Source organism: Arthrobacter sp. UYCo732, assembly GCF_040547265.1.
GTDB lineage: Bacteria > Actinomycetota > Actinomycetes > Actinomycetales > Micrococcaceae > Arthrobacter.
Genome location: NZ_JBEPPJ010000001.1, coordinates 595,909 through 619,418, shown reverse-complemented (window position 1 = coordinate 619,418; position 23,510 = coordinate 595,909). Strand labels below are relative to the sequence as shown.

Below are 23,510 nucleotides of genomic sequence, written 5' to 3'. Positions count from 1 at the left end.
ATCAGGAAGCCGATGCTCCACAGCATGGGGGTTTCGAAGGTCAACGACCCCCGCCACATGGTGCCGATCCAGTTGAAGAACTTCACACCGGTGGGAACCGCGATGAGCATGGTCATAAACGCGAAGAACGGCAGCAGCACCGAACCGGTCACGTACATGTGGTGCGCCCACACCGTCACGGACAGGGCGGCAATGGCAATGGTGGCGTAGACCAGACCCTTGTAGCCAAAGATCGGCTTGCGGCTGAAGACCGGGAAGATCTCCGAGACGATGCCGAAGAACGGCAGCGCGATAATGTACACCTCCGGGTGGCCAAAGAACCAGAACAGGTGCTGCCAGAGAACCGCGCCACCATTTTCCGGGTCAAATATATGTGCACCGAACCGGCGATCAGCACCCAGCGCGAACAGAGCTGCCGCCAAGGGTGGGAAAGCCATCAGGACCAGGATGGACGTGATCAGGGCGTTCCACGTGAAGATGGGCATCCGCCACATGGTCATGCCCGGGGCGCGCATGCAGATGATGGTGGTGATGAAGTTGACCGCACCCAGGATGGTTCCGAAACCGGACAGGGCCAGGCCGAAGACCCACAGGTCACCACCGATGCCGGGGCTGAACGTGGTGTTGGACAGCGGCGCATACGCGAACCAGCCGAACGAAGCAGCACCCTGCGGGGTGATGAAGCCCGACACGGCGATGGTGGAGCCGAAGAGGAAGAACCAGAACGCCAGCGCATTCAGCCGCGGAAAGGCGACGTCGGGAGCGCCGATCTGCAGGGGCATGATCACGTTGGTGAAGCCCGCGAACAGCGGGGTGGCGAACATCAGCAGCATGACGGTCCCGTGCATGGTGAACAGCTGGTTGTACTGCTCTTTGGTCTGCAGGATCTGCATGCCCGGTTCGAACAGTTCAGCCCGGATGAGCAGCGCCATCACGCCGCCCAGGCAGAAGAACACAAACGACGCGATCAGGTACATGTACCCGATGGTCTTGTGGTCAGTAGAGGTGATCCAGTTGACGACGACGCGTCCCTTGGACTTCGGAACTACGGGAGCCGCAGAGGTCTCCACAGGTGCGTATTGGGTGTAAGTAGCCACGTCGCTCCCCTTACTTAATTTCGTTCAGGTTCGGGTTGCGATTGTATTCTGTGCCGAGGAGCCCCGTGTTGCCTGCATCCTTGAGCTTGTCCATGTGGGCCTTGAACTCGGCTTCGGAGACAACCTTGACGCGGAAGAGCATTTCGGAGTGGTACTCGCCGCAGAGTTCTGCGCATTTACCGTCATAGGTTCCCTCTTTAGTGGGAGTGAACCGGATGTAGTTGGTCTTGCCCGGGATCATGTCGCGCTTCTGCAGGAAGGCGGGAACCCAGAAGGAGTGGATGACATCGCGGGAGTTGAGCTCTACGTCGACTGACTTGCCCACCGGCAGGTACAGCGTCGGGAGGGCTTCCTTGTTGATGGTGTTACCCGTCAGGTGGGCCTGTACACCGGCTTCGTAGACGTCCTGCTCGACGACTTGGCCGGACTTGTAGTTGAAGTCCCAGGCCCACTGCTTGGCACGGACGTCAACCACGACGTCGGCCGGCTGTGACCGGTCATCAATGGCTTGCTGGTCACGGTCCGTGAAGTAGAAGAACACCAGGACCATGAAAATCGGGATGGTCAGATAGAACACCTCGAGCGGGAGGTTAAAGCTGATCTGCTTCGGGAATCCCACGGTCCCCTTGCGGCGGCGATAGGCAACAAGGCACCAGACGATCAAACCCCACGTAATGACGCCCACTACAAGGGCCGCAATCCATGAGTTGACCCAGAGGTCCATGATCCGGTCAGTGTGATTGGTGGTTCCACGCTCGGTGGGCAGCCACCCCCTCGATACCTCTGGCGAACATCCAGTCAAAACCAACGCGCCGGCAACTGCCAATCCTGAGATCGAAGTGATCGTTTTGCGTCGGCTGCCGGTTCGGTTCTGCGAACTCACAGACGGCCCTTCCTACTTGTTGCTGTTGCCCGGCCGCCTCGATGGCCTTCCGGGCACACTAAAAGTTTTACTACTCGGTGTAGAGCTTACCGCTCCGCCGGGCGTTTCGCCCACATGTCGGCGCCGTGCCTCCGTGCCGTTTTTGGCTGATGAGAAGCAGGCGCCGACATCGGGCGAAAGAACCGGTCAGTGGAACGAATCACCACATGCGCACGAGCCTCCGGCGTTTGGGTTGTCGATGGTGAAGCCCTGCTTTGAGATGGTGTCTTCAAAATCGATGCTGGCTCCGCTGAGGTAAGGCACGCTCATCTTGTCCACCACAACTTCTACGCCGTCGTAGTCGCGGACGGCATCTCCGTCGAGCAGGCGTTCGTCGAAGTAGAGCTGGTAGATGAGGCCCGAGCAGCCGCCGGGCTGGACGGCAACGCGGAGGCGAAGGTCAGTGCGGCCTTCCTGCTCAAGGAGGCTGCGGACCTTGCCTGCAGCGACGTCGGTGAGCTTGACCTCATGCGCGGCCAGTTCATCGCTGGCAGCGGTTTCGGTGGTGTTCTCGTTGGTTGCGGTGCTCATTTGGCCTACCTTTGGACGGTCCTGGCGGCCCCGCTTCAGCGGTGCCTGCCCCTACGGATACGGTACGGGCTATAGCTACATGCTACTTCGGTCAGACGTGTAGCTCTAACTCCAGACGTAACTATCGCCGCCCTGCATTTTGTTCCCGTCCGGCGCTGTCAACGGCATGCAGTGACGGTGCAGTTCAGCCGAGCCGCTCGATGTTGAGCCGGGCCAGAAGCAGCGCCTCGGCGAGAATGGCGTTCCTAAAATCGCCGATGTGCAGTGACTCGTTTGCACTGTGGGCCCGGGAGTCGGGATCCTCGACTCCCGTCACGAGGATCTGGACATCGGGGTAGAGGTCCAACAAGTCAGATATGAACGGAATCGATCCCCCGATGCCCATTTCCACCGCGGGGACGCCCCAGGCCTCTTCCAACGCCCACATGGCAAACTTCGCCGCAGTGGAAGTCGTATCGGCGAGGAACGAATTGCCGCTCTCCCCCGGCGTAAAGACAACCTTGGCGCTAAAGGGTGTGTTGGCCTCGACGTGCCGCCGCACGGCATCCATCGCCTCTGCGGGTATCTGGCCGGGAGCCAGGCGCAGGCTGAACTTGGCGCGTGCCCGCGGCAGGAGGGTATTCGATGCCACGTCAACTGCCGGGGCGTCGAACCCGATGATCGACAGCGCGGGTTTGGTCCACAGGCGTCCGGCGATGCTGCCTGTGCCGGCCAGCCGGACGCCGTCGAGCACGGAGGCATCCGCACGGTACTCCGCTTCGGTGAGGTCCACACCGACGTTGTCATAGGACACCAGGCCTTCGATGGCCACATTGCCTTCGGCATCATGAAGTGTGGCAATCAGCCGGGACAAGAGGGTGGGGGCATCCAGCACCGGGCCGCCGAACATGCCCGAGTGGACAGCATGTTCGAGCACCTGGACTTCAATGGTGCCGTCCACCAGGCCGCGCAGGCTGGTGGTCAGTGCCGGTATCCCCACTTTCCAGTTGCTGGAGTCGGCCACAACAATGACGTCTGCGCTCAGCAGTTCACGGTGCGTTTCGAGGAAGGTGCGGAACGTGGGAGAACCAACTTCCTCCTCACCCTCGAAGAAGAAGGTGACGCCGAGGCCAAATGCGGTACCAAGAACCGCGGCCGCTGCTGTGTAGGCAGCCACGTGGGCCATGATTCCGGCCTTATCATCAGCGGCGCCCCGCCCGTACAGCCGGCCATTGCGTTCGACGGCGGTGAACGGCGCTGATTCCCACAGCGCCGGATCCCCGGGCGGCTGCACGTCGTGGTGGGCGTACAGGAGAATGGTCGGCTTGCCTTGGGCGGCCTGCCGACGTGCCACGACGGCGGGCCCGCCCGGGGTACCGTCCTCCTTCTGGCTGCGCAGTATCTGGACATCCCCGAGTCCTGCCGCCCGCAGGAGTTCAGCCACCGCCGCAGCGCTGGCGTCCAAAGGAGCAGGATCGAAACTCGACCAGGCGATGCCTGGGATGGCCACGAGATGGCTGAGCCGCTCAAGCGTGCCGTCGAAAGACCGGTCCACGGACAGCCGGAGAGCCTCGGCATCAATAGTTCCTGCTGAGCGGGGGGCGCCGGCGTTCTCTGGAGTGGCCGCTGAAGTAGGAGTCATGGCGAACACACTACCCGCGCCGGATCGCCCGGGCCGCAAGGTATTCTGTTCAAGTGTTCGGACGTAAAAAGGAAGCGCCAACGGCGCAGGAATCAATAGACCAGCAGGCCGCTGAAGTGGCAGCCCGGCAGGATGCCGCGTTGGGTAAGGGTGCGCCCACTCCCAAACGCAAAGCCCAGGAAGCGGCCCGCAAACGGCCCCTGGTGCCGGAAGACCGGAAGGCTTCGAAGACCGCTGAGCGGCAGGCGATCCAGGACCAGCGGACCAAGATGCGTCAGGCTTTGGACACTGGTGACGAAAAATTCCTGCCCGTGCGGGACAAGGGGCCGCAGAAACGTTATTCCCGCGACTTTGTTGACGCGCGCTTCAGCCTGGGCGAATACCTGATGTTCGGCGCCCTCGTTTTTGTCATTATTTCCCTCATCGTGCCGGCGTCCGGCGAGCAGATGGTGTACGTGCTGGGTGGCTTCTGGGTGATGTTCCTGGCCGTTTTTGTGGACGTGTTTATTCTGTCCCGGCAGCTCCGCAAGAAACTGACGGCGAAGTTCGGCGAAGTTGAGCGCGGCACGGTCTGGTACGGCTCGATGCGTTCGTTGCAGTTCCGCAAACTGCGGCTCCCCAAGCCGCTTGTGAAGCGCGGCCAGTACCCCTCCTGACGGACAGGTCCCGACATACCCACTCCTGACAGGCCGTCACGGCCCGCCCACGGATCGCTCCAATCTTGAAACAAAAATCCCCGGCGGTAGGACCGCCGGGGATTTTTTGCATCCGTGGTTGTCAGCGCCGGCGATTTTTGACCAGTTCCCGGTTAATACGGGCCGCCCAGAAGGGACCTTCATAGAGGAAAGCGGTGTAACCCTGGACCAGGGTTGCCCCCGCGTCCAGGCGATCCTGGACATCATTCGCCGTCTCGACGCCGCCAACGGCCACGAGGGTAATCGCGCCCCCGGTGGCTTCAGTCAGCCGGCGAAGGACCTCCAGCGACCGCTGCTTGAGCGGTGCCCCGGACAGGCCCCCGGCACCGCATTCCGCCACCTTCGCTGCCGGCGACCTAAGGCCGGAGCGTCCTATGGTGGTATTGGTTGCGATGATTCCGTCCAGCTTCAGGTCCAACGCCAGCCGCGCGACGTCGTCGATATCCTCATCGCTCAAGTCAGGGGCGATCTTTACGAGCAGTGGGATGTGCCGGCCGGCAGCCCTGTCCGCTTCCTCCCCCACCGCGGCCAGCAGCGGACGAAGCGTCTGGACATCCTGCAGAAGGCGAAGCCCGGGCGTGTTGGGTGAGCTGACATTGACTACCAGGTAATCGGCAGCCGGGGCGAGGCTCCGGGCGCTGTTGAGATAGTCCGCCACGGCGTCGGCCAGTTCCACCACTTTGCTCTTCCCGATGTTCACCCCGATCACCGGCCGCACGGCGGGGTGTTTGCGTTGGAGAGCGGCACGGGCAGCCTTAAGGCGGGGCTCGACGGCGGCCGCGCCGTCGTTGTTGAAGCCCATCCTGTTGATCACTGCGCGGTCCTCGATCAACCTGAAGAGGCGTGGTTTTTCGTTTCCGGGCTGCGCCTGGCCGGTAATGGTGCCAACTTCGACGTGGCCGAAACCGAGTTCCGTGAGGGCTTCGATGCCCAGCCCCTCCTTGTCGAACCCGGCGGCAAGGCCGAATGGGGACGGGAACGTCACGCCAAATGCCGTGGTCTGCAGGGACTGTGCCGGGGCTGTGAACCGCTGCAGCAGCCGCCCTGCACCGGAGGTGTGGGCGAGCTTGATCCCCCTGAATCCGATCTTGTGGGCGCGCTCGGCGTCCATCCATGAAAAGGCCAGCTTGAAGAAAGTCGGATATACGCGCATGGCTCTAGTTTTCCGCCTTGTACGGTCCAGACCAAACCGGGCCGACAAAGTTGGTGGCCCGGCTACCATAAACCCATGGAGTGGCAGCCAGACATCCTCGGTGCAGGCTTCGAGGCGTGCACATTCGAGGCCGCGGGTGCCGACGGCGTCCAACGGACAGCGACGCTGGTGCGGTTCCGCCCAGGGGTGCAAGACCGGGACTACCTCGGAAACGTGCCCGGGCCACGACGGACGGTGCTTTTCCTGCATGGCTGGAGCGATTACTTCTTCAATGTGGACCTTGCACAGTTCTGGACCGGCCACGGGTTTGAGTTCTATGCGCTGGACATGCACAACCACGGCCGCAGCCTCCGACCCGATGCCCCCGGCGGGTACGTCGCCAACCTTGGCGATTATGACGCCGAGATCGGCCAGGCCATTGAGATCATCCGCACCGATTCTGGGCTGCCCGAACAAGTACAACAGTCCGTTGCCGAAGAGCCCACGCCAGGCCAGTCTGAGCGCGAAGAACCTGAACCGGCCTGGGATGAGACCATGCTGCTTACCCTCATGGGCCATTCCACCGGAGGCCTGGTGGCGGCACTGTGGGTCAGCAGCCACCCTGGCACGGCCTCTCAACTTGTCCTGAACAGCCCCTGGCTCGAGATGCATGGCAGCTCACTGGTGCGCCGGGCAGCATCCACGATGGTGGGACCGGTGGCGCGCTTCCGGCCCGAGGCCGTACTGCGCCTTCCCGAGCGCGGATTCTATTGGCGGACCATCAGCAGTTCGGCCGATGGCGAATGGGCCGTTGACGACAAATTCCGGCCGCCGATGGCTTTCCCGCTCCGCGCCGGCTGGCTGAGCGCCGTCCTGTCCGGTCATGCCAAAGTGGCACGGGGGCTGGCAATCGATATCCCCATCCTGGTCCTGCTCTCGCGGGGCAGCGCCACTGGGCCTTTCTGGACTGAGGAAATGCGGCGGACCGACGCCGTGCTGGACGTGAACATTATTGCTCTCCGGGCGCTCACGCTGGGGCACACCGTCACAGTTGAACGGATTGAAGGCGCGCTCCACGACGTCTTTCTCTCCCCTGCCGCCGTGCGGACGGACGCCTATGCCCGGCTTTCCCGGTGGCTGTGCGGGTACGGCAATCCCACGCCCGGCCCCGCCGAATCTCTACCCGGCGCATGACCGGACCGAGGGCGGGCACCCAACCGGCTGCCGAGCCGGTTCCGGCCCCGGTGCCTTAGCTGCATGGCTGGGCGGACTACTTTCTTTAGGCGGAACTGGCGGATCAGCTGTCAGCGCGGGGGCTCCACTTTGATGCCCTGGATCTCAGGAAATTCGGGCGGCGCCTGCGGGAGGGGCAGACCCCCCGCTACGCGACGGACCTCCAGATCTACGACGAAGACCTGGCAGCGGCAATGGCGGCAATCAGGGCCGACCTCTCGCATTTGACCATTGACCGGGCCGGACCGGTCCCCACAGTGCACCTTTTAGGACATTCCTTCGGCGGTTTCGTCGCAGCGCTGTGGGCGGACCGCCATCCGGGCGCGCTGGGGACCCTGATCCTCAACGCCCCGTGGCTGGAACTCCAGGGCAGCAGACTGATCCGGAACCTCGCCATGCATTTGGTGGAGCCCGTCGCCAGAGCCGATCCGAGGCGCCCGTTCCGCATACCGGAGATGCACGGTTATTGGCAAGGCGTCAGCAGCGAGGCACATGGCGAGTGGCAGCTCCATCCCTTTTGGCGGCCGGCCGCCCCGTTCCCCATCCGGGCAGGCTGGGCGAAGGCGGTCCTGGCCGGGCACACCGCCGCTTCGAGGGGATTGCACATCACGGCGCCCGTGCTGGTGATGCCTTCAGACCGGACAAGCATCCAGGCTGAATGGACCGAGGAGCTGATACATGCTGCCTCCTGGGCGCAGTCCTACACCTACGGGGTGGCGGCGTCGACGGCGCCGCCGTAGCGCCGGTCCCGCTGGGCGTAGATTTCCACTGCTTCCCAGAGTGTCCGGCGGTCCACATCCGGCCACAGGGTGTCCATAAAAACAAATTCAGCGTAGGCCGACTGCCAGAGCAGGAAGTTGGAAAGCCGCTGCTCCCCCGAGCTCCGCAGGAACAGGTCGACATCCGGCAGGTCCGGTTCGTCCAGGAACTTCTGGATGGTCTTTTCGGTGATTGCCCCGGGCTTCAGGCGGCCCGCGGCTACCTCAGAGGCAATGGCCGATACGGCATCGGTAATTTCGGCACGTCCGCCGTAGTTAACACACATGGTCAACGTGCACGTGCTGTTGCCGGCGGTGAACTCCTCCGCCTCTTCCAGTTCGCGGATCACCGACCCCCACAGCCGGGGACGGCGTCCTGACCACCGGACCCGGACACCCCAGTCGTCCAGCTGGTTCCGCTGCCTGCGCAGCACATCCTTATTAAAACCCATCAGGAAGCGGACTTCCTCCGGTGAGCGGCGCCAGTTCTCAGTGGAGAATGCATAGACGCTTACATACTCAATGCCGAGTTCGATGGCTCCGGCCATCACATCGAGCAGGGCGGGCTCGCCGGCTTTGTGGCCCTCGATCCGCGGAAGTCCGCGCTGGTTCGCCCAGCGCCCGTTACCGTCCATCACAATGGCCACATGGCGGGGGATGAATTCTGCCGGGATCGCCGGTGCAACCGCCCCGGACGGATGCGGATAGGGTGCCACCACCGGAGTGGTCCGCTTCCGCATCGGGGGGTACTTTTTTCCCAAGGCCACTGTCAGGCACGCTCCACATGTTTGAGGGATTTCAGGACACGCTCAAGGTGCCATTGCAGGTATGCCGCCACCAAGCCGGCGGCTTCGCGCCGGTGCGGCACGCCGGACCCGTCCGCCGTCCTCCAATCCCCTGTCAGCAGGGCAGCCAACAGCGTGACGGTTTGCGCTGCAGGCGCAGGCGAGCCAGGCGGCCGGCAGTCAGCGCAGACCATGCCGCCCAGGGGAGCCGAAAACGCAGTATGGGGGCCGGGCCTCCCGCAGCGGGCGCAGTCCGTGAAGCTCGGCGCCCAGCCGCCCGTAGCGAGGGCCCGCAGCAGGTACGAATCCAGGATCAGCCCCGACGCGTGGTCACCCCTGCTGAGCGAGGCCAAGGCCCCCACCAGCAGGTTGTATTGGGCAGTGCCCGCTTCGCCGTCGACGTCGGTCAGCTTTTCGGCCGTTTCCGTCATGGCGGCAGCCACTGTGTAGCGCCCATAGTCTGCAGCTATGCTGCCCCCGTAGGCGCCTTTGGCGACAGCCTGCGTGACGATGTCCAGCGTTTTTCCGGAGACCAATTGCAAGTCCGCGACCATAAATGGCTCCAGTCGGGCCCCGAATTTACTGCTGGTACGCCGCACACCCTTGGCGACGGCCCGGATCTGGCCGTGATGTTTGGTCAGGAGCGTGATGATGCGGTCAGCTTCACCCAGTTTGTGTGTTCGCAGCACGACGGCGTCATCACGGTAAGAACGGGCGGCAAAGGATTGTTGGACCACGGTTAATCTTCGCACTGTGTTCCGGAAAGCCGGCTATGCCGGTGCGTTGCGCGCCGTGGCTTCCGGCGCGCACCGCTGTTCCGGATCAGGCTCGCGAATCCCGGATAGCACGGTTGACCGCGGAAATGACCGCCTTCAGCGAGGACGTGCTGGTGTTGGCATCCATGCCGACGCCCCACAGGACACGCTCCCCCACGGCACACTCGACGTACGCGGCGGCCGTGGCGTTTCCGCCTTCGGAAAGGGCATGCTCGCTGTAGTCCAGCACCCGGACATCCACGCCGTCGTCGTGCAGAATGCTCAGCAAAGCGGCGATGGGTCCGTTTCCGGTGCCGGTGCGGCGCGCCTGGACACCGTCCACGGTGAGGGAAGCGTGCAGGGTCAGCCCGCCGTCGTCATCGGTTTCGGTGCTGAAGGAACCCAATGAGTACCGGCCCCACTGGCCGTCAGACTGGCTGGAGGGAAGGTATTCGTCCTGGAAGATCTGCCAGAGCTGGGATCCGGTGACCTCACCGCCCACAGTGTCGGTGCGCTTCTGGATCACGCCGGAGAACTCGATCTGGGCGCGGCGCGGCAGGTCCAGGCTGTGCTCGTTCTTGAGCAGGTAGGCCACGCCTCCCTTGCCGGACTGCGAGTTCACCCGGATGACGGCTTCGTAGCTGCGGCCCAGATCCTTGGGGTCAATAGGCAGGTACGGGACCGCCCAGGTGAAGTCGGCAACGTCCTTGCCGGCAGCGGCAGCATCCCGTTCCAGGGCCTCAAAGCCCTTCTTGATGGCATCCTGGTGCGAGCCGGAGAAAGCGGTGAAAACGAGGTCGCCGCCGTACGGGGCACGTTCGGCGACCGGCAGCTGATTGCAGTACTCCACGGTGCGCCGGATTTCGTCGATATCGGAGAAATCGATCATGGGATCGATCCCCTGGACGAACATGTTCAGGCCCAGGGTGACAAGGTCCACGTTGCCGGTCCGCTCGCCGTTGCCGAACAGGCAGCCTTCGATCCGGTCAGCGCCGGCCAGGTAACCGAGTTCGGCGGCGGCAACACCGGTGCCGCGGTCGTTGTGCGGGTGCAGGGACAGAATGATGCCTTCGCGCGGGTGCAGGTGACGGTTCATCCACTCAATGGAATCGGCGTAGACGTTGGGGGTGGCCATCTCCACCGTGGCGGGCAGGTTGATGATGACCTGGCTGTCGGCGGAGGCTTCAAACACCTCAGCGATGGCGTTGCAGACCCTGACGGCATATTCCAGCTCTGTGCCGGTGAAGGACTCAGGGGAATATTCGTACGTGACGTGGGTATCGACGAGGGTTTCCTCGTACTTTTTGCACAGCCGGGCGCCCTGGAGCGCGATGTCCAGGATTCCGTCCTCGTCCTGGTTGAACACCACGCGGCGTTGCAGGACGGACGTTGAGTTGTACAGGTGGACGATGGCCTGCTTGGCGCCCACCAGCGACTCGTAGGTCCGCTCGATCAGCTGCTCGCGGGCCTGGGTCAGGACCTGGATGGTGACGTCATCCGGGATGTGGTTGCCCTCGATGAGCTGGCGGACGAAGTCGAAGTCGGTCTGCGACGCCGACGGGAAGCCGACCTCGATCTCCTTATAGCCCATGCGGACCAGCAGATCGAACATCTTCATCTTGCGGGCCGGGCTCATTGGGTCAATCAGTGCCTGGTTGCCGTCACGCAGATCCACGGCACACCAGCGCGGGGCTTTGGTGATGACCTTGTCTGGCCAGGTGCGGTCCGGCAGTTCAACGGTGATCTGATCCTGGAACGGCAGGTAACGGTGGGCGGGCATTCCAGAAGACTTCTGTGCGTTTTGCATGAGTATCGGGGCCTTTTCTGTGGTTCAGATCTGAAAGGTGGCCGGGCAACACAAACTCCGCAGCGAGGGTGGGCCTTGCGCTAGATCGCGTCTGAGGCCTCGCCGCGGCACATAAGAAGGAGCAGTTCTGCGCGCACCATTTGAGAGTAACACGGGTGCGTAAGATGAAAGTGCAACATCTCCCGCAACGTCCACCATGCAGACGCCGCACCGGTGCAGCGCCGGCGCGGCACGTCACACGAAGGAGCTTCTGTGCCCATTTCGGGGATCGATCTATCCAACATTGACCACGCCGTCAGGCCGCAGGATGACCTGTACCAGCACGTGAACGGGTCCTGGCTCAAGGCCACTGAAATTCCGGATGACCGGCCACTCGAGGGAACATTCACCGCGTTGCGCGACGGCGCGGAGATGGCGGTCCGCGACATCATCGAAGAAGCGGCTGCCAAAGGCCAGGCCGCCACGGGGATCGAACGGAAGGTGGGCGATCTATACAACAGCTTCATGGATGAGGCAACCGTTGAGGCCAAGGGCATGGAGCCCATCCGCCAACGGCTGGAGGCTGTCTCCGCCACCACGTCCATCGCCGACGTCGTTGCCCTCGCCGGGAGCCTGTTCAGGGCCGACGTTTCGGGATTGTTCTACATCTACCCCGCACCGGACGCCGGCAACCCGGACCGCGTCCTGCTCTATATAGGTCAGGGCGGCCTGGGCTTGCCCGACGAGTCGTATTACCGGGAGGAGAAGTTCGCTCCCATGGTCGCGGCCTACCGGGAGCATGTCCGGACCATGTTCACCCTGGGCGGGATTCCGGACGCCGGGTCAGCTGCCGGCCGGGTGGTGGCCCTCGAAACCAGCCTGGCGTCCCACCACTGGGACAATGTCACGCTGCGGGACCCACGGAAGACCTACAACCTCAAGTCCGCCGCGGAGGCTACCGCACTTTTCCCGCTCCTGGGCACCTGGTTCGAAGCTGCCGGGGTAGATGCCGGCAAACGGGCGGAAATTGTCGTCAGCACGCCGGACTTTTTCAGTGGAGCCGCGGCGTTGCTGGAATCCGAGCCACTGCAGGCCTGGCAGGAATGGCTGGCGTTGCGGATCATCAACGCCGCCGCGCCGTATCTTTCCGCCGGGTTCGTCGATGCCAGCTTCGCCTTCTACGGCACTACCCTCAGCGGAACGCCGCGCAACAAGGACCGTTGGAAGCGGGCTGTCGCCGTTGTTGAAGCTGGCCTGGGCGAAGCAGTGGGCGAGATTTACGTGTCCAAGCACTTCCCCGAGTCGCACAAGGCAGGTATGCAGACCCTGGTAGCCAACCTGATCGAGGCTTACCGGCGGAGCATCACCGGCCTGGACTGGATGGGCGAGGCGACCAAGGCTGAAGCACTGCGGAAACTGGACGCTTTCCGCGCCAAGATCGGTTACCCGGACAAGTGGATCGACTACTCAGCGGTGGAGATCGACCCCGCCGATCTTCTGGGCAACGTGGAGCGCGCCCATAACGCCGACGTCGAGCGCCACCTCGATGAGGTAGGTAAGCCGGTTGACCTGGACAAATGGCTCATGACTCCGCAGACGGTCAACGCCTATTACCACCCGATGCTCAACGAAATCGTGTTCCCGGCAGCCATCCTGCAGCCGCCTTTCTTCACGGCCGACGCCGACGACGCCGTGAACTACGGCGGAATCGGGGCTGTCATCGGTCACGAAATCGGCCACGGTTTTGATGATCAGGGTTCACAGTTCGACGGCGGCGGTGCGCTGCGGAACTGGTGGACCGAGGACGACCGCAAGGCGTTCGAGGAACTCACCGCCAAGTTGGTTGCCCAGTACGATGCCCTGTCGCCCTATGCCGCGCCGGGGCACAACGTCAACGGCAAACTGACCTTGGGGGAAAACATCGGCGATCTGGGCGGCCTGACCATCGCTTACAAGGCATACCTCCTGAGCCTCAACGGCAGGGAACCCGAGGTGCTGGACGGGCTGACGGGCCAGCAGCGCTTCTTCGCCTCCTGGGCAGCCGGCTGGCGCCAGGTGATCCGGGCCGAAGAAGCCATCCGGAGGCTCGCCACTGATCCCCACTCCCCCAACGAGTTCCGCACCAACGCCATCGCCAGGAACCTGGACGCGTTCCATGAGGCTTTTGGCGTGACTGACCAGGATGGCATGTGGATGCCGCAGGACTCGCGGGTCAGCATCTGGTAGTACCTTCAAACGCAGAGAGGCGGGGCCTGTTGGCCCCGCCTCTCCTGCACCTCGCTGAAGTCAGTTTTGAACGATCAGGAATGGATTCGCCTGCTGGCAAAGACTGTCACCGGCTGTCTGGTTGACGATGTCCGCCGGCAGTGCGACGGCACCGTAGGTGGCACCGGATGTGAAGTCGGTCCCCAGGTAGGCCTGAACGCCTACGACGCCGGGCGCCGGCTGCACCTGCGCGGCCGGGATTCCCAGCAGCGCGGCGACGTCGGCCGCGACGTCCGCGAAGTCCGTCCCGTAGTAAACCGCGCTTTGCGTCACCGGAGTGGCAGCGAACTGACCGGTCTGGGTGAAGCCACCGGTCACGAGTGCCTGCACGATTTCCTGGGCACGCCCCGGCACTCCGCTGCCGTTGGCCACTGTGACGGGCTGGACGGCCTTGTTGTATGGCGGCACGGGCGTTTCCGTGGGCTCCGCTGCGGGTGCGGCCGTTTCCGACGGCGTGGGTGTGGCCCGGGCCCTCGGATCCGTCAGGTCCACGTCATCGCGGAGGGCTGCAAACAGCTGGGATCCTGCCGGTTCGGCAATCTGGAGGCGGTTGGTGTCTGACAGTGCCGGGGTGGTGGGTACCGCCACAAAAGCCACCTTGCTGATGTTAATGTCCTTGAGCCGGTTGCCGATCGTCAGCAGCGACGGCACGGACGCGAGTCCCTCATCCACGGTGAGGTTCTGGGTGACGGTGTCAGCAATGTTCAGCAATTTTGCGGGGCTGGACAGCGTGCCGTCGTCCTTGATCTTCCGTGTGAGGGAGGACAGGAATCCCTGTTGCGCCTTGATTCGGCCCAGATCGCCGCCGTCGGCAAAAGCATGCCGGGTACGGAGGAAGGCGAGTGCCATTTCACCCTGCACCGAAGACGTGCCCTTGGGGAGCCGCAGGCGCGAATCAGGATCGTAGACGGCGTCACTGATGCAGACGTCCACACCACCAACAGTGTTCGAAAGTTCCTTGACTGCATTGAAATCCGCCATCATGAAATGATCGACCGTCAGGCCTGTCAGTTTATTGACGGTGTCCACGGCACAGCCGATGCCCGCCTGCGACATGGCCTCGTTGATCATCACCCCGCGGAGGGCAGGAAACGACTGTTTGGTTTTCTGGTCCTTGCACTGCGGAATATCCACCAGCAAGTCCCGGGGGAAGCTGATGACGCTGACGCGCTTGTTATCAGCCGAGATGTCCATCAGCATCATGACGTCGGACTTGCCGTATCCCAGGGAGTCTTGCACTGAGCCGTACTCGGCGTTTTTGCCCTCCCGGGTGTCCGATCCAAGGATGAGGATCTGCATCCGGCCCGTTGAGTCCGAGTTCGCGGCGCCATCTCCGGCGCTCAGCGGTGCCGTGGTGATGTTCGATTGCAGGCGGAAGTACCAGTAACCAGCGAAGCCGAGGCCTCCGAGCAGCACAACGGTCAGCACGGCCGTGGTCACTTTCAGCCATCCTGGCATCTGCCGCTGCCCCCCGAGGTGCCGGCCAACGCCGACGGCGCTGGCGTCCGCGTGCCGGGAGACCGGACCGGCTCCGGCTGATGCGTCAGCTCCGTACTCGCGATTGTCGCGGCTTCGCCCCATGTGGTGTACCTTCCTCGAAAATTGAATCCGGCCTATTTTAGTAGCCCATGCTGGGAACTTCCCGGTGACCGGCCGGGGCAACGGGTTCCGTTGCGTCAGAAACCGAGCTTGACCAGCTGCTTCGGGTCCCGCTGCCAGTCCTTGGCGACTTTTACGTGCAGGTCAAGGTAGATGCGGGCGCCCAGCAGTGCCTCGATGCCTTTGCGTGCATTGGTGCCGACTTCCCGAAGCCGGGCGCCGCCCTTGCCGATGATGATGGCCTTCTGGGAAGGACGTTCCACATAGAGATTAACCCGCACGTCCAGGAACGGCCGGTCCTCGGGCCGGCCTTCACGCGGAACGATCTCATCGACAACGACGGCCAGGGAGTGCGGCAATTCATCGCGGACGCCTTCGAGGGCAGCCTCCCGGATGAGCTCGGCGATCATCACTGCTTCCGGTTCGTCCGTCAGGTGCCCGTCCGGGTATAGCGGCGGCGACGGCGGCATATGGCTGATGAGGACATCAGCCAGGGTGCCCACCTGGAAGCCATCGGCGGCGGAGACGGGAACGATGTCTTTCCATCCGTCCTCTCCGAAGACTTCCCGGCCCAGGGCGGCGACAGCGAGAAGCTGCTCGGTCAACGCCTGCCGGTCCACCAGATCGGCCTTGGTCACGATGGCGATGACAGGCTTGCTCCCCACCTGGGCGAGCTGGGCGGCGATGAACTTGTCGCCGGGGCCGATCTTCTCGTTGGCAGGCAGGCAGAAGCCGATGGCGTCGACCTCGGCCAGAGTGTCCGCCACCAGATCGTTAAGCCGTTTGCCCAGCAGCGTACGGGGCCGGTGCAGGCCCGGAGTGTCCACCAGGATCAGCTGGGCGTCCTCACGGTGGACGATGCCCCGGATGGTGTGCCGCGTCGTCTGCGGTTTGGCAGAGGTAATGGCCACCTTTTGCCCTACCAAGGCATTGGTCAGGGTTGATTTGCCCGCGTTGGGGCGCCCCACCAGCACCGAAAACCCGGCCCGGTAGCCGCCGTAGTCCGGCGTGTCGGAACCCTGGTTGGCTGGGCGGTTATTTTTCTTGTTCACGTGGAACTCCCTGCTGGGTTGCTTCCGCCTCGTCGAAGAGGTCTTCAAGGTCAGTGTCTACTTTTGGTACGGCGGCCGCAATGATGTGGCTGACCCGGTTGCGCCGGCCCTCAAGCCTTTCAGCGCGCAGCGAGATGCCGTGCACGTCCACGTGGCTGCCAACGATGGGCACACGGCCGAGGGCCTTGGCCAGCAACCCGCCTACGGTGTCCACTTCGTCGTCGTCGAGTTCGATATCGAAAAGCTCACCCAAGTCATCAATGCTCATCCTTGCGCTGACGCGGAAAGAGCCACCGCCCAGGGGAACGGCTTCGGCGGTTTCGGTGTCGTACTCATCCACGATTTCCCCGACGATTTCCTCGATGAGGTCCTCCAGGGTCACGAGGCCCGCGGTACCACCGTATTCGTCGATGACAATGGCCACGTGGGTTGATTCCTTTTGGAGTTCACGCAGCAGGTCGCTGACCGGCTTGGACTCGGGAACATACCGTACTTCGCGGGCGAGGGCCTCGACGGGCGGCTGTTCGTCTTCGGGTCCCAGTTCGTGCAGCGTGGCTGCTACGTCTTTAAGGTAGACGATTCCGAGGATCTGGTCCGTGTTGTCCCGGATCACGGGGATCCGGGAATAGCCCGAGCGCAGGAACAGCGACATGGCCCGCCGGAGGCTTGAGCCGGCGTCGATACTGAGGATGTCCGTCCTGGGAACCATGACGGCCCGCACCAGCGTGTCGCCGAAATCAAAGACGGACTGGATCATTTCCGCTTCGGTGTCTTCAATCATGTCCGATTCGGAGGCGCGGTCCACGAGCTCACGGAATTCCTGTTCACTGAAGAACGCCTCATCGCCTGCCGGTGCGCCCGGTGCGGCGGCGCTGCCGAGCGCCACCAGCCATCGCGGGATGGGGCCCAGGATCCAGGTCAGGAACCGGATGAGGGGCGCCGTGTAGCGGACAACAGAGGCCGAATGGAGCCTGCCGATCTGGCGCGGGGAAACCCCTACTATCACGAACCCCAGCAGAGCCATGATGCCGGTGGCGGCCAGGCCGGCGAGCCATACGTTATCCAGTAGGCTGTGCAGCAGGACGGCCACGGCCACGGCCGAAGCCATCTCGAACCAGACCCGCCAGAAGCGCAAGGCCCGGATGTGCGCCACTGGCTGGGCAAGAATGCGGCTCATGGCGTTGCCCCGGCTTTTCAGGAGCGCGTCTTCGGCGTCGTGCCGGGGCAGGAAGGTAAATGCGGCGTCAGCAGCGGTCAGGAGTGCAGCGGTGCTAATGAATACCAGGGCCATGCCAACAAGGAGCAGGGGCGTCACTGCGTAGTCTCGGCGGGAGCGTCCTTACCGGTGAATCCGGAAAGCAGCTGGCGCTGGAGGCCAAACATTTCTTCCTTTTCTTCAGACTCAGCGTGGTCGTAGCCCAGCAGATGCAGGAGCCCGTGGGTAGTCAGGAGCAGCATCTCATCCTGCAGGGCGTGGCCGGCGTTAGCAGCCTGGACCTGCGCGACCTGAGGGCACACTGCGATGTCCCCCAGCATCCCTTGGGGCGTGGGCCGGTCCGGCGTGCCTGGGGTCAGTTCGTCCATGGGAACCGAGAGTACGTCGGTGGATCCGGGCTCGTCCATCAGTTCAATGTGGAGCTTTTCCATGGCGGGTTCGTCCACCAGCAGGATGGAAAGTTCAGCCTGGGGGTGGATATACAACTGCTCGAAAATGTACCGGGACAGCGCTACGAGGCCAGCTTCATCCACCTGGATGCCTGATTCGTTGTTTACTTCGATGCTCATGCGTGCTCCCCCCGTTTTTCGCGGCTGACCGAGTGTTTGACCTTGTTCCGCTGGACGTCATCCCAAAGGCTGTAGGCCCGGACGATGTCGCCCACCAGACGGTGGCGGACCACGTCCGTGGAATCCAGGACTGTGAAATTGACGTCTTTGATGCCCTGCAGGATCTCCTCCACAATCCGCAGCCCCGAACGGGTGCCGAACGGGAGGTCCACCTGCGTGACGTCTCCGGTGACCACCATCTTCGATCCAAAGCCAAGCCGGGTGAGGAACATCTTCATCTGTTCGGGCGTGGTGTTCTGCGCCTCGTCGAGGATGATAAACGCGTCGTTGAGGGTGCGCCCGCGCATGTAAGCCAGTGGTGCGACCTCGATGGTTCCGGCGGCCATCAGGCGCGGGATTGCTTCCGGATCCATCATGTCGTGGAGCGCGTCGTACAGCGGGCGCAGGTAGGGGTCGATTTTGTCGCTGAGTGTGCCTGGCAGGAACCCCAGCCGCTCGCCTGCCTCGACGGCCGGCCGGGTCAGGATAATCCGGCTGACTTCCTTCTGCTGCAGCGCCTGGACGGCCTTGGCCATGGCCAGATACGTCTTGCCGGTACCGGCCGGGCCAATCCCGAAGATTACGGTGTTGGCGTCGATCGCGTCAACGTAGTTCTTCTGGTTCAGCGTCTTGGGCCGGATGGTTTTCCCCCGGCTGGAGAGGATGTCGTGGGTGAGGACATCCACGGGATTCTGCAGGGACTGGCTGCGGAGCAATGCCACGATTTGCTGAAGGACCGAGGGGCTGATGACGGTGCCGCGGGCCACAAGGCCGCGCACTTCGTGCAGCAGCCGCATGATGCGGGGCACTTCGGTGGCGGGGCCGCTGATGGAAAGTTCGTTTCCGCGGACGTGGAAGTTGACGGCCGGAAACTGTTCTTCGATGTAGCGCAGGGCCTCATCATGGCTGCCGAGGGATTGGACCATCTGATCGGAGTTGTCAAAGAGAACCACCTCCGTCCGGACACCGGGAAGTGAGTGGGGGAATTCTCCGGCGGCGCGGTCGGTGTTCAGCCGGCGCTTTCCGTTGGTTGATTCAGTCATGGTGCTGGCCCGCAGGCCCGTGGTCTCCTCCAGTTCGAACTTAAAGACCGCCGGATGCTGCGTGGACGGTCTGTTGCCGAGTACGCGGGAGCCAGCGGATTACTTCTATCTTACGCCAGGACGCCCCTCGCTGCGGCGTCGGAAGGGGCCAGCCAACAGGCGCCCCCAAGTCGATGCTGTGCGGCTCCCGACGTCTTTAGGTATCAACTTCATATCGGGCTCATCTCGTTCCCGTTGCAGTTGGGCGCAACGGGCGGATTGGGCACTTTTGGTGTGCAGCTCTATGCGATGCTTGAAATCCAGGCCGTCCGGGGACCGGCTCACGGGGCCACGGCCTCATCATTCTCAGCCAGGAAGGGCAGGCCATCAGAGTGCCGGAAACACCCACCCCCCGCACTGCCGGACGCGCCTCACGGCATGTCCGCGCCCGGGGCGTCGTGGGTCTCCTGCCAGTGCTCCTCCTGCTGACCGGCTGCATTGCGGACGCCGGCCCCGAGCCCATCCTGACGGCCAACTCCACCGCTGCCGCCACCGGTTCTCCCGGCGTGCTGTCCACGAGCGCCCCGCTGGAGACTACCCAGTCATCAAACAAGGCGCCCGTGTACTGGATTGGCCGCAGTGACGGCAATGCCTTCCTGTACCGCGAGTTCCGGGATGTCCCGGAACAGGAGAACCCGGTAACACGCGCACTGCGCGCCATGATGTCGGAGAAGCCACTCGACCCTGATTTTTTCACGCCGTGGCAGAGCCCCGCAAAGCTGGCAACCTCGATCTCCGGTAAGAATGTCATCACCGTCGACGTCTCGGCGGATGCATTCAACAGCAACCTCGACGCCGACATGGCCGTCCGTGCCATTCAGCAGTTGGTCTTTACCGCCACCGCGGCGGCGGCAAGTAGCGGCCTGATCGACTCCGGCCAGCAGATCCAGGTCCGGGTCCTGGTGGACAGCCACACGGACTACGTCGCCTTCGACCACGTCCAGTTGGGTGCTCCCATGTCGCGGGCCCCCGGGATGGTGGCGCCCGTGTGGATTATCGATCCGCAGGAGGGTACGGATTTTGCCGGCGGCAGTGTCAAGATCACCGGCCGCAGCACCGTCCCCGGCGACAAGCTCCGCTGGCAGATCCTGCGGACCGCGGGGAACGGGGACAAGACGCCCTACCTGACTGGCGAGACCACAGCCGGCACGGACGCCACCCAGGCCGGCCTGTTCACTCTGGCCCTCAGCCTGTCCTCCGGAAGTTATGAGCTCCGCGTGTCCCAAACGGACGGCGGCGGCAGCAGAGCGGAGCAAAACGTAGATACGAGGAAGTTCAACGTCAGCTAGTTTTCAGGGGTACAGGGCGCTCCAGCGTCCCAACACATCGCTCGCCACCACAACTGCCGCAGGTCCGGCAGTGGACGACCGCAGGACATGGTGACCCAGGAGAGCCGTCACGGCACCTGCATCGCAGAGCCGGGTAACTTCGCGGGGACTGATCCCGCCCTCCGGGCCGACGATGAGCAGGACTTCCCGTGGGCCGGCCTGCGGCTCGCCGGCGTGCCAGGCTTCAAGCACAGACCGGAGCGGCCGTACTGCGTCTTCATGAAGAATCACCGCCAAGTCCGCGGCGGCCACGGCAACAGCCAACCCGGGGGTTTCGACGGCGGCACGTACCTCGGGAATCCAGGCGCGCCGCGCCTGTTTTGCGGCCGCTGTGACCGCTGACTGCCATTTAGCATGGGCCTTCGCGGCGCGCTCACCCTTCCAGCGCACAATAGAGCGTTCCGATTGCCAGGGCACAACGGCGTCGATCCCTAATTCGGTGGCTGTTTCCACGGCGAGTTCGTCGCGGTCGCCTTTGGCCAGGGCCTGGACCAGCACCAGCCGAATGTCTGGCTGGTCCTCCACCGCCATCACGGCGCATTCCACGGTGAGCTCGGCAGGTGACGCGGCAACCACCGTTCCGGTCAGCCGCTTCCCGGCGCCGTCCGCAATGTCCACGGATTCGCCCGGGGTCAGCCGCTTAACCGTTACGGCATGTCGCGCCTCCGGGCCCTGCAGGGAGTACCGGGCACCGGGCACCACGGCGTCCAGCGACCCGGCGCCGCTGAAAAAAACGGGGTTGCTCACCGCTACAGGTTACCGAACCGGTCCCGCAGCTTGGCGAAGACCCCGCCGCTGGCCGCCAGCTTGCCCTCCGTGAACTGCTCACCGCGCAACTTGGCCAGCTGCCGCAGGAGATCCTCCTGTGCGGCGTCCAGCTTTGCCGGTGTCTCCACCTGCAGGTGGACCATGAGGTCCCCTCGGCCGTAGCCGCGCAGATGCGTGACGCCCAGGCCGCGGAGCGTGATGACCTCGCCGGCCTGGGTCCCCGCCTTGACGTCGATCTCCTGAATCCCGTCAAACGTATCCAGGGACACCTCGGTGCCCAGCGCTGCGGCGGTCATCGGAATGTGCAGCGTCGCGTGCAGGTCGTCGCCGTCGCGGACGTACGTGGCGTCGTTGTTGACCCGGATCTCGACGTACAGATCACCGGCCGGACCTCCGGCCGGGCCAGCCTCGCCCTGCCCGGAGAGCTGGATGCGGGTACCCGTTGCCACGCCGGCCGGCACCTTGATGGTGAGCGACCGGCGGCTGCGGATGCGGCCCTGGCCGCTGCACTCGTTGCAGGGATCCTTGATCACAGTCCCGAAGCCTTCACAGCTGCCGCACGGGGCCGCCGTCATGACCTGGCCCAGGATGGAGCGCACCGCACGCTGGACCTGGCCGCTGCCGCCGCAGATATCGCAGCGTTCAGGGTGGCTCCCGTCGCGGCAGCAGGAGCCGTTGCAGGTGGGGCAGGTGACGGCGGTATCCACCTCAAGTTTGCGGTTGACGCCGAACACGGCATCGCGGAGTTCGATCCGGACGCTGATGAGGGCGTCCTGGCCGCGGCGGACCCGTGACGCCGGGCCCGAGGATCCGCCGGCGCCGAAGAACGTATCGAAAATGTCCTGGAACGCGAAGCCCTGGCCGGCGTATCCACCGCCGCCGAAACCATTGTCGGTACCGTTTTCGTTACCGGTGGTGTCATAGACGCGGCGCTTCTGGGGGTCCGAAAGTACCTCGTAGGCGTGGGTCACGGCCTTGAAGCGGTCCGACGCATCGTCCCCGGGATTAACGTCCGGGTGAAGGGTGCGGGCCAGCTTGCGGTAGGCCTTCTTGATCTCTTCTCCGGTGGCTTCCGGCGAGACTCCGAGGACGTCGTAGTGGCTGCTCAAAGTTCGTATCTCTTCCTTGTTGTACTGCCGGCAGCCGGGCTGCCGGCTCCGCTCTTCATGCCTGGACCGCGGCTGTTACGGACCCAGAATTCTTGACAGGTAACGGGCCACTGCCCTGACGGCGGCCATGGTGGTGGGATAGTCCATCCGGGTAGGGCCCAGCACACCGATCTTGGCCGTGCTGTCCGGTCCGTAGGCGGTGGCCACCACGGAGGCTTCGGCCAGGCCGTCATAAGGATTTTCGCGGCCGATGCTGACGGTGACTCCACGCGGGTCCTGGGCCATGTCACTGAGCAGGCGGAGCAAGACAACCTGCTCCTCCAGTGCTTCGAGCACCGGTCCGATGCTGAGGGGAAAATCCACGTTGGACCTGGCCAGGTTCGCCGTCCCGGCCATCACCATGCGGTCCTCGCGGCTGCTGTGCGCGAGCGTTTCCAGCCCCTGTGCCAGCGCCTGGGCAGCAGCACGCTGGCCGGGAGCGACAGAAAACACCACGCCCGGCAACGACTGGGCCAGCCGGCTCAGCGGTGTGCCAGCCAGCGATCCGAGGAAGTGTGTCCGCATGGCGGCGATACCGTCCTCGCCAAGGTCCTGGCCGACGTCGAGCACGCGCTGCTCCACCTTGCCGGTGGTGGCGATGAGCACCAGAAGTACCTGACGGGGCGCCAGCAGAACAAATTCGATGTGACGGATGGTGGCCCGGCTCAGATGGGGGTACTGCACCACGGCCACCTGGTTGGTCAGCTGGGAGAGCAGCCGGACAGTCCGGTCCAGGACGTCATCCAGGTCATCAGATCCCTCCAGCAATGACTGGATGGCCTTCTTTTCCGCCGGCGAGAGCGGCTTCACGGCGGAAATCTGGTCCACAAACAGCCGGTAGCCCTTGTCCGTGGGGATGCGGCCGGCGCTGGTGTGCGGCGCGGTGATCAGGCCCTCGTCTTCCAGGGCCGCCATGTCGTTGCGGATGGTTGCGCTGGACACACCGAGATGATGGCGTTCAACCAGGGCCTTCGAACCCACGGGCTCGCGGGAGTGCACATAGTCCTCCACGATGGCACGCAGTACTTCCAGTTTGCGCGGCTCGCTCACACTCCACCTCCATCCACGGTTGCGCCTCAATGGCCACGGCCTGTTAGCACTCGACGTGCCTAAGTGCTAACAGTCTAAT

21 protein-coding genes are annotated in these 23,510 nt (G+C 63.8%); 5 read left to right on the top strand and 16 right to left on the bottom strand.

Going from position 1 to position 23,510, the window contains the following annotated elements; genetic code table 11:
* The 4 genes from ABIB45_RS02960 to ABIB45_RS02945 all read right to left on the bottom strand — a co-directional run.
* Window positions 1-1,097 (bottom strand): cbb3-type cytochrome c oxidase subunit I (locus ABIB45_RS02960; protein WP_354214396.1); only part of this gene is annotated, 1,097 nt, incomplete at its 3' end.
* Between the two features lie 10 nt (window positions 1,098-1,107).
* On the bottom strand, window positions 1,108-1,980 hold the full coding sequence (ctaC, locus tag ABIB45_RS02955) for an aa3-type cytochrome oxidase subunit II (RefSeq protein ID WP_354214395.1): 873 nt from the start codon (window positions 1,978-1,980) through the stop codon (window positions 1,108-1,110).
* 186 nt (window positions 1,981-2,166) lie between these two features.
* On the bottom strand, window positions 2,167-2,550 hold the full coding sequence (locus ABIB45_RS02950) for a HesB/IscA family protein (protein ID WP_354214394.1): 384 nt from the start codon (window positions 2,548-2,550) through the stop codon (window positions 2,167-2,169).
* Between the two features lie 184 nt (window positions 2,551-2,734).
* On the bottom strand, window positions 2,735-4,171 hold the full coding sequence (locus tag ABIB45_RS02945) for a dipeptidase (protein WP_354214393.1): 1,437 nt from the start codon (window positions 4,169-4,171) through the stop codon (window positions 2,735-2,737).
* Between the two features lie 53 nt (window positions 4,172-4,224).
* Between ABIB45_RS02945 and ABIB45_RS02940 the strand changes: the two genes are divergently transcribed.
* Window positions 4,225-4,827 (top strand): DUF3043 domain-containing protein, encoded by a 603-nt coding sequence (locus ABIB45_RS02940; RefSeq protein WP_354214392.1) that lies wholly within the window; start codon window positions 4,225-4,227, stop codon window positions 4,825-4,827.
* Between the two features lie 121 nt (window positions 4,828-4,948).
* Here the strand turns inward: ABIB45_RS02940 and ABIB45_RS02935 are convergent, their stop codons facing one another.
* Window positions 4,949-6,019, bottom strand: a complete 1,071-nt coding sequence (locus tag ABIB45_RS02935) for a quinone-dependent dihydroorotate dehydrogenase (protein ID WP_354214391.1) — start codon at window positions 6,017-6,019, stop codon at window positions 4,949-4,951.
* Window positions 6,020-6,094: 75 nt separating this feature from the next.
* Here ABIB45_RS02935 and ABIB45_RS02930 point away from each other — a divergent pair, with 75 nt between their 5' ends.
* Both ABIB45_RS02930 and ABIB45_RS02925 read left to right on the top strand, forming a co-directional pair.
* Window positions 6,095-7,192 carry an alpha/beta hydrolase gene (locus tag ABIB45_RS02930; protein WP_354214390.1) on the top strand — a complete coding sequence of 366 codons (1,098 nt, stop codon included), beginning with the start codon at window positions 6,095-6,097 and terminating at the stop codon, window positions 7,190-7,192.
* Between the two features lie 95 nt (window positions 7,193-7,287).
* Window positions 7,288-7,971, top strand: a complete 684-nt coding sequence (locus ABIB45_RS02925; protein ID WP_354214435.1) for an alpha/beta hydrolase — start codon at window positions 7,288-7,290, stop codon at window positions 7,969-7,971.
* Here ABIB45_RS02925 and ABIB45_RS02920 read toward each other — a convergent pair.
* The 3 genes from ABIB45_RS02920 to leuA form a co-directional block, all read right to left on the bottom strand.
* Window positions 7,938-8,756, bottom strand: coding sequence for an isoprenyl transferase (locus ABIB45_RS02920; RefSeq protein WP_354214389.1), 819 nt, complete (start codon window positions 8,754-8,756; stop codon window positions 7,938-7,940). The genes ABIB45_RS02925 and ABIB45_RS02920 overlap by 34 nt on opposite strands.
* Before the next feature lie 2 nt (window positions 8,757-8,758).
* Window positions 8,759-9,511 (bottom strand): DNA repair protein RecO, encoded by a 753-nt coding sequence (gene recO / locus ABIB45_RS02915; protein WP_354214388.1) that lies wholly within the window; start codon window positions 9,509-9,511, stop codon window positions 8,759-8,761.
* An 85-nt stretch (window positions 9,512-9,596) separates the two neighbouring features.
* Entirely contained in the window at window positions 9,597-11,336 is a 1,740-nt protein-coding gene (leuA, locus tag ABIB45_RS02910; RefSeq protein WP_354214387.1) for a 2-isopropylmalate synthase, read from the bottom strand.
* Between the two features lie 252 nt (window positions 11,337-11,588).
* Between leuA and ABIB45_RS02905 the strand changes: the two genes are divergently transcribed.
* Complete coding sequence (locus ABIB45_RS02905; RefSeq protein ID WP_354214386.1) at window positions 11,589-13,541, top strand: M13 family metallopeptidase; 1,953 nt, start codon at window positions 11,589-11,591, stop codon at window positions 13,539-13,541.
* Between the two features lie 60 nt (window positions 13,542-13,601).
* On the opposite strand, the gene ABIB45_RS02900 is transcribed toward ABIB45_RS02905, so the two are convergent.
* From ABIB45_RS02900 to ABIB45_RS02880, 5 genes are all read right to left on the bottom strand, one after another.
* Window positions 13,602-15,161, bottom strand: coding sequence for an LCP family protein (locus ABIB45_RS02900; RefSeq protein ID WP_354214385.1), 1,560 nt, complete (start codon window positions 15,159-15,161; stop codon window positions 13,602-13,604).
* 95 nt (window positions 15,162-15,256) lie between these two features.
* Entirely contained in the window at window positions 15,257-16,231 is a 975-nt protein-coding gene (gene era / locus ABIB45_RS02895) for a GTPase Era (protein WP_354214384.1), read from the bottom strand.
* On the bottom strand, window positions 16,215-17,546 hold the full coding sequence (locus tag ABIB45_RS02890) for a hemolysin family protein (protein ID WP_354214383.1): 1,332 nt from the start codon (window positions 17,544-17,546) through the stop codon (window positions 16,215-16,217). The genes era and ABIB45_RS02890 overlap by 17 nt, the downstream gene beginning before the upstream one ends.
* Complete coding sequence (gene ybeY / locus ABIB45_RS02885; RefSeq protein WP_354214382.1) at window positions 17,543-18,016, bottom strand: rRNA maturation RNase YbeY; 474 nt, start codon at window positions 18,014-18,016, stop codon at window positions 17,543-17,545. Before ybeY ends, ABIB45_RS02890 begins: the two co-directional genes overlap by 4 nt.
* Window positions 18,013-19,098 carry a PhoH family protein gene (locus ABIB45_RS02880; RefSeq protein WP_354214381.1) on the bottom strand — a complete coding sequence of 362 codons (1,086 nt, stop codon included), beginning with the start codon at window positions 19,096-19,098 and terminating at the stop codon, window positions 18,013-18,015. Before ABIB45_RS02880 ends, ybeY begins: the two co-directional genes overlap by 4 nt.
* Window positions 19,099-19,469: 371 nt before the next feature.
* Between ABIB45_RS02880 and ABIB45_RS02875 the strand changes: the two genes are divergently transcribed.
* The gene (locus ABIB45_RS02875; RefSeq protein WP_354214380.1) at window positions 19,470-20,426 is read left to right on the top strand and encodes a GerMN domain-containing protein; all 957 of its coding nucleotides are present in this window, start codon (window positions 19,470-19,472) and stop codon (window positions 20,424-20,426) included.
* Between the two features lie 3 nt (window positions 20,427-20,429).
* On the opposite strand, the gene ABIB45_RS02870 is transcribed toward ABIB45_RS02875, so the two are convergent.
* From ABIB45_RS02870 to hrcA, 3 genes are all read right to left on the bottom strand, one after another.
* Window positions 20,430-21,212, bottom strand: a complete 783-nt coding sequence (locus tag ABIB45_RS02870; RefSeq protein ID WP_354214379.1) for a 16S rRNA (uracil(1498)-N(3))-methyltransferase — start codon at window positions 21,210-21,212, stop codon at window positions 20,430-20,432.
* A 2-nt stretch (window positions 21,213-21,214) separates the two neighbouring features.
* Window positions 21,215-22,342: a molecular chaperone DnaJ gene (gene dnaJ, locus ABIB45_RS02865; protein WP_354214378.1), complete on the bottom strand. Its 1,128-nt coding sequence runs from the start codon at window positions 22,340-22,342 to the stop codon at window positions 21,215-21,217.
* 75 nt (window positions 22,343-22,417) lie between these two features.
* Window positions 22,418-23,431: a heat-inducible transcriptional repressor HrcA gene (hrcA, locus tag ABIB45_RS02860; RefSeq protein WP_354214377.1), complete on the bottom strand. Its 1,014-nt coding sequence runs from the start codon at window positions 23,429-23,431 to the stop codon at window positions 22,418-22,420.
* Between the last annotated feature and the right edge of the window lie 79 nt (window positions 23,432-23,510).

What these genes read in the sequence shown, in the direction of transcription:
- ABIB45_RS02950 (WP_354214394.1), bottom strand. Translation starts at nt 2,550, where the DNA reads ATGAGCACCGCAACCAACGAGAACACCACCGAAACCGCTGCCAGCGAT.
- ABIB45_RS02945 (WP_354214393.1), bottom strand. Translation starts at nt 4,171, where the DNA reads ATGACTCCTACTTCAGCGGCCACTCCAGAGAACGCCGGCGCCCCCCGC.
- ABIB45_RS02935 (WP_354214391.1), bottom strand. Translation starts at nt 6,019, where the DNA reads ATGCGCGTATATCCGACTTTCTTCAAGCTGGCCTTTTCATGGATGGAC.
- ABIB45_RS02930 (WP_354214390.1), top strand. Translation starts at nt 6,095, where the DNA reads ATGGAGTGGCAGCCAGACATCCTCGGTGCAGGCTTCGAGGCGTGCACA.
- leuA (WP_354214387.1), bottom strand. Translation starts at nt 11,336, where the DNA reads ATGCAAAACGCACAGAAGTCTTCTGGAATGCCCGCCCACCGTTACCTG.
- ABIB45_RS02900 (WP_354214385.1), bottom strand. Translation starts at nt 15,161, where the DNA reads ATGGGGCGAAGCCGCGACAATCGCGAGTACGGAGCTGACGCATCAGCC.
- ybeY (WP_354214382.1), bottom strand. Translation starts at nt 18,016, where the DNA reads ATGAGCATCGAAGTAAACAACGAATCAGGCATCCAGGTGGATGAAGCT.
- ABIB45_RS02880 (WP_354214381.1), bottom strand. Translation starts at nt 19,098, where the DNA reads ATGACTGAATCAACCAACGGAAAGCGCCGGCTGAACACCGACCGCGCC.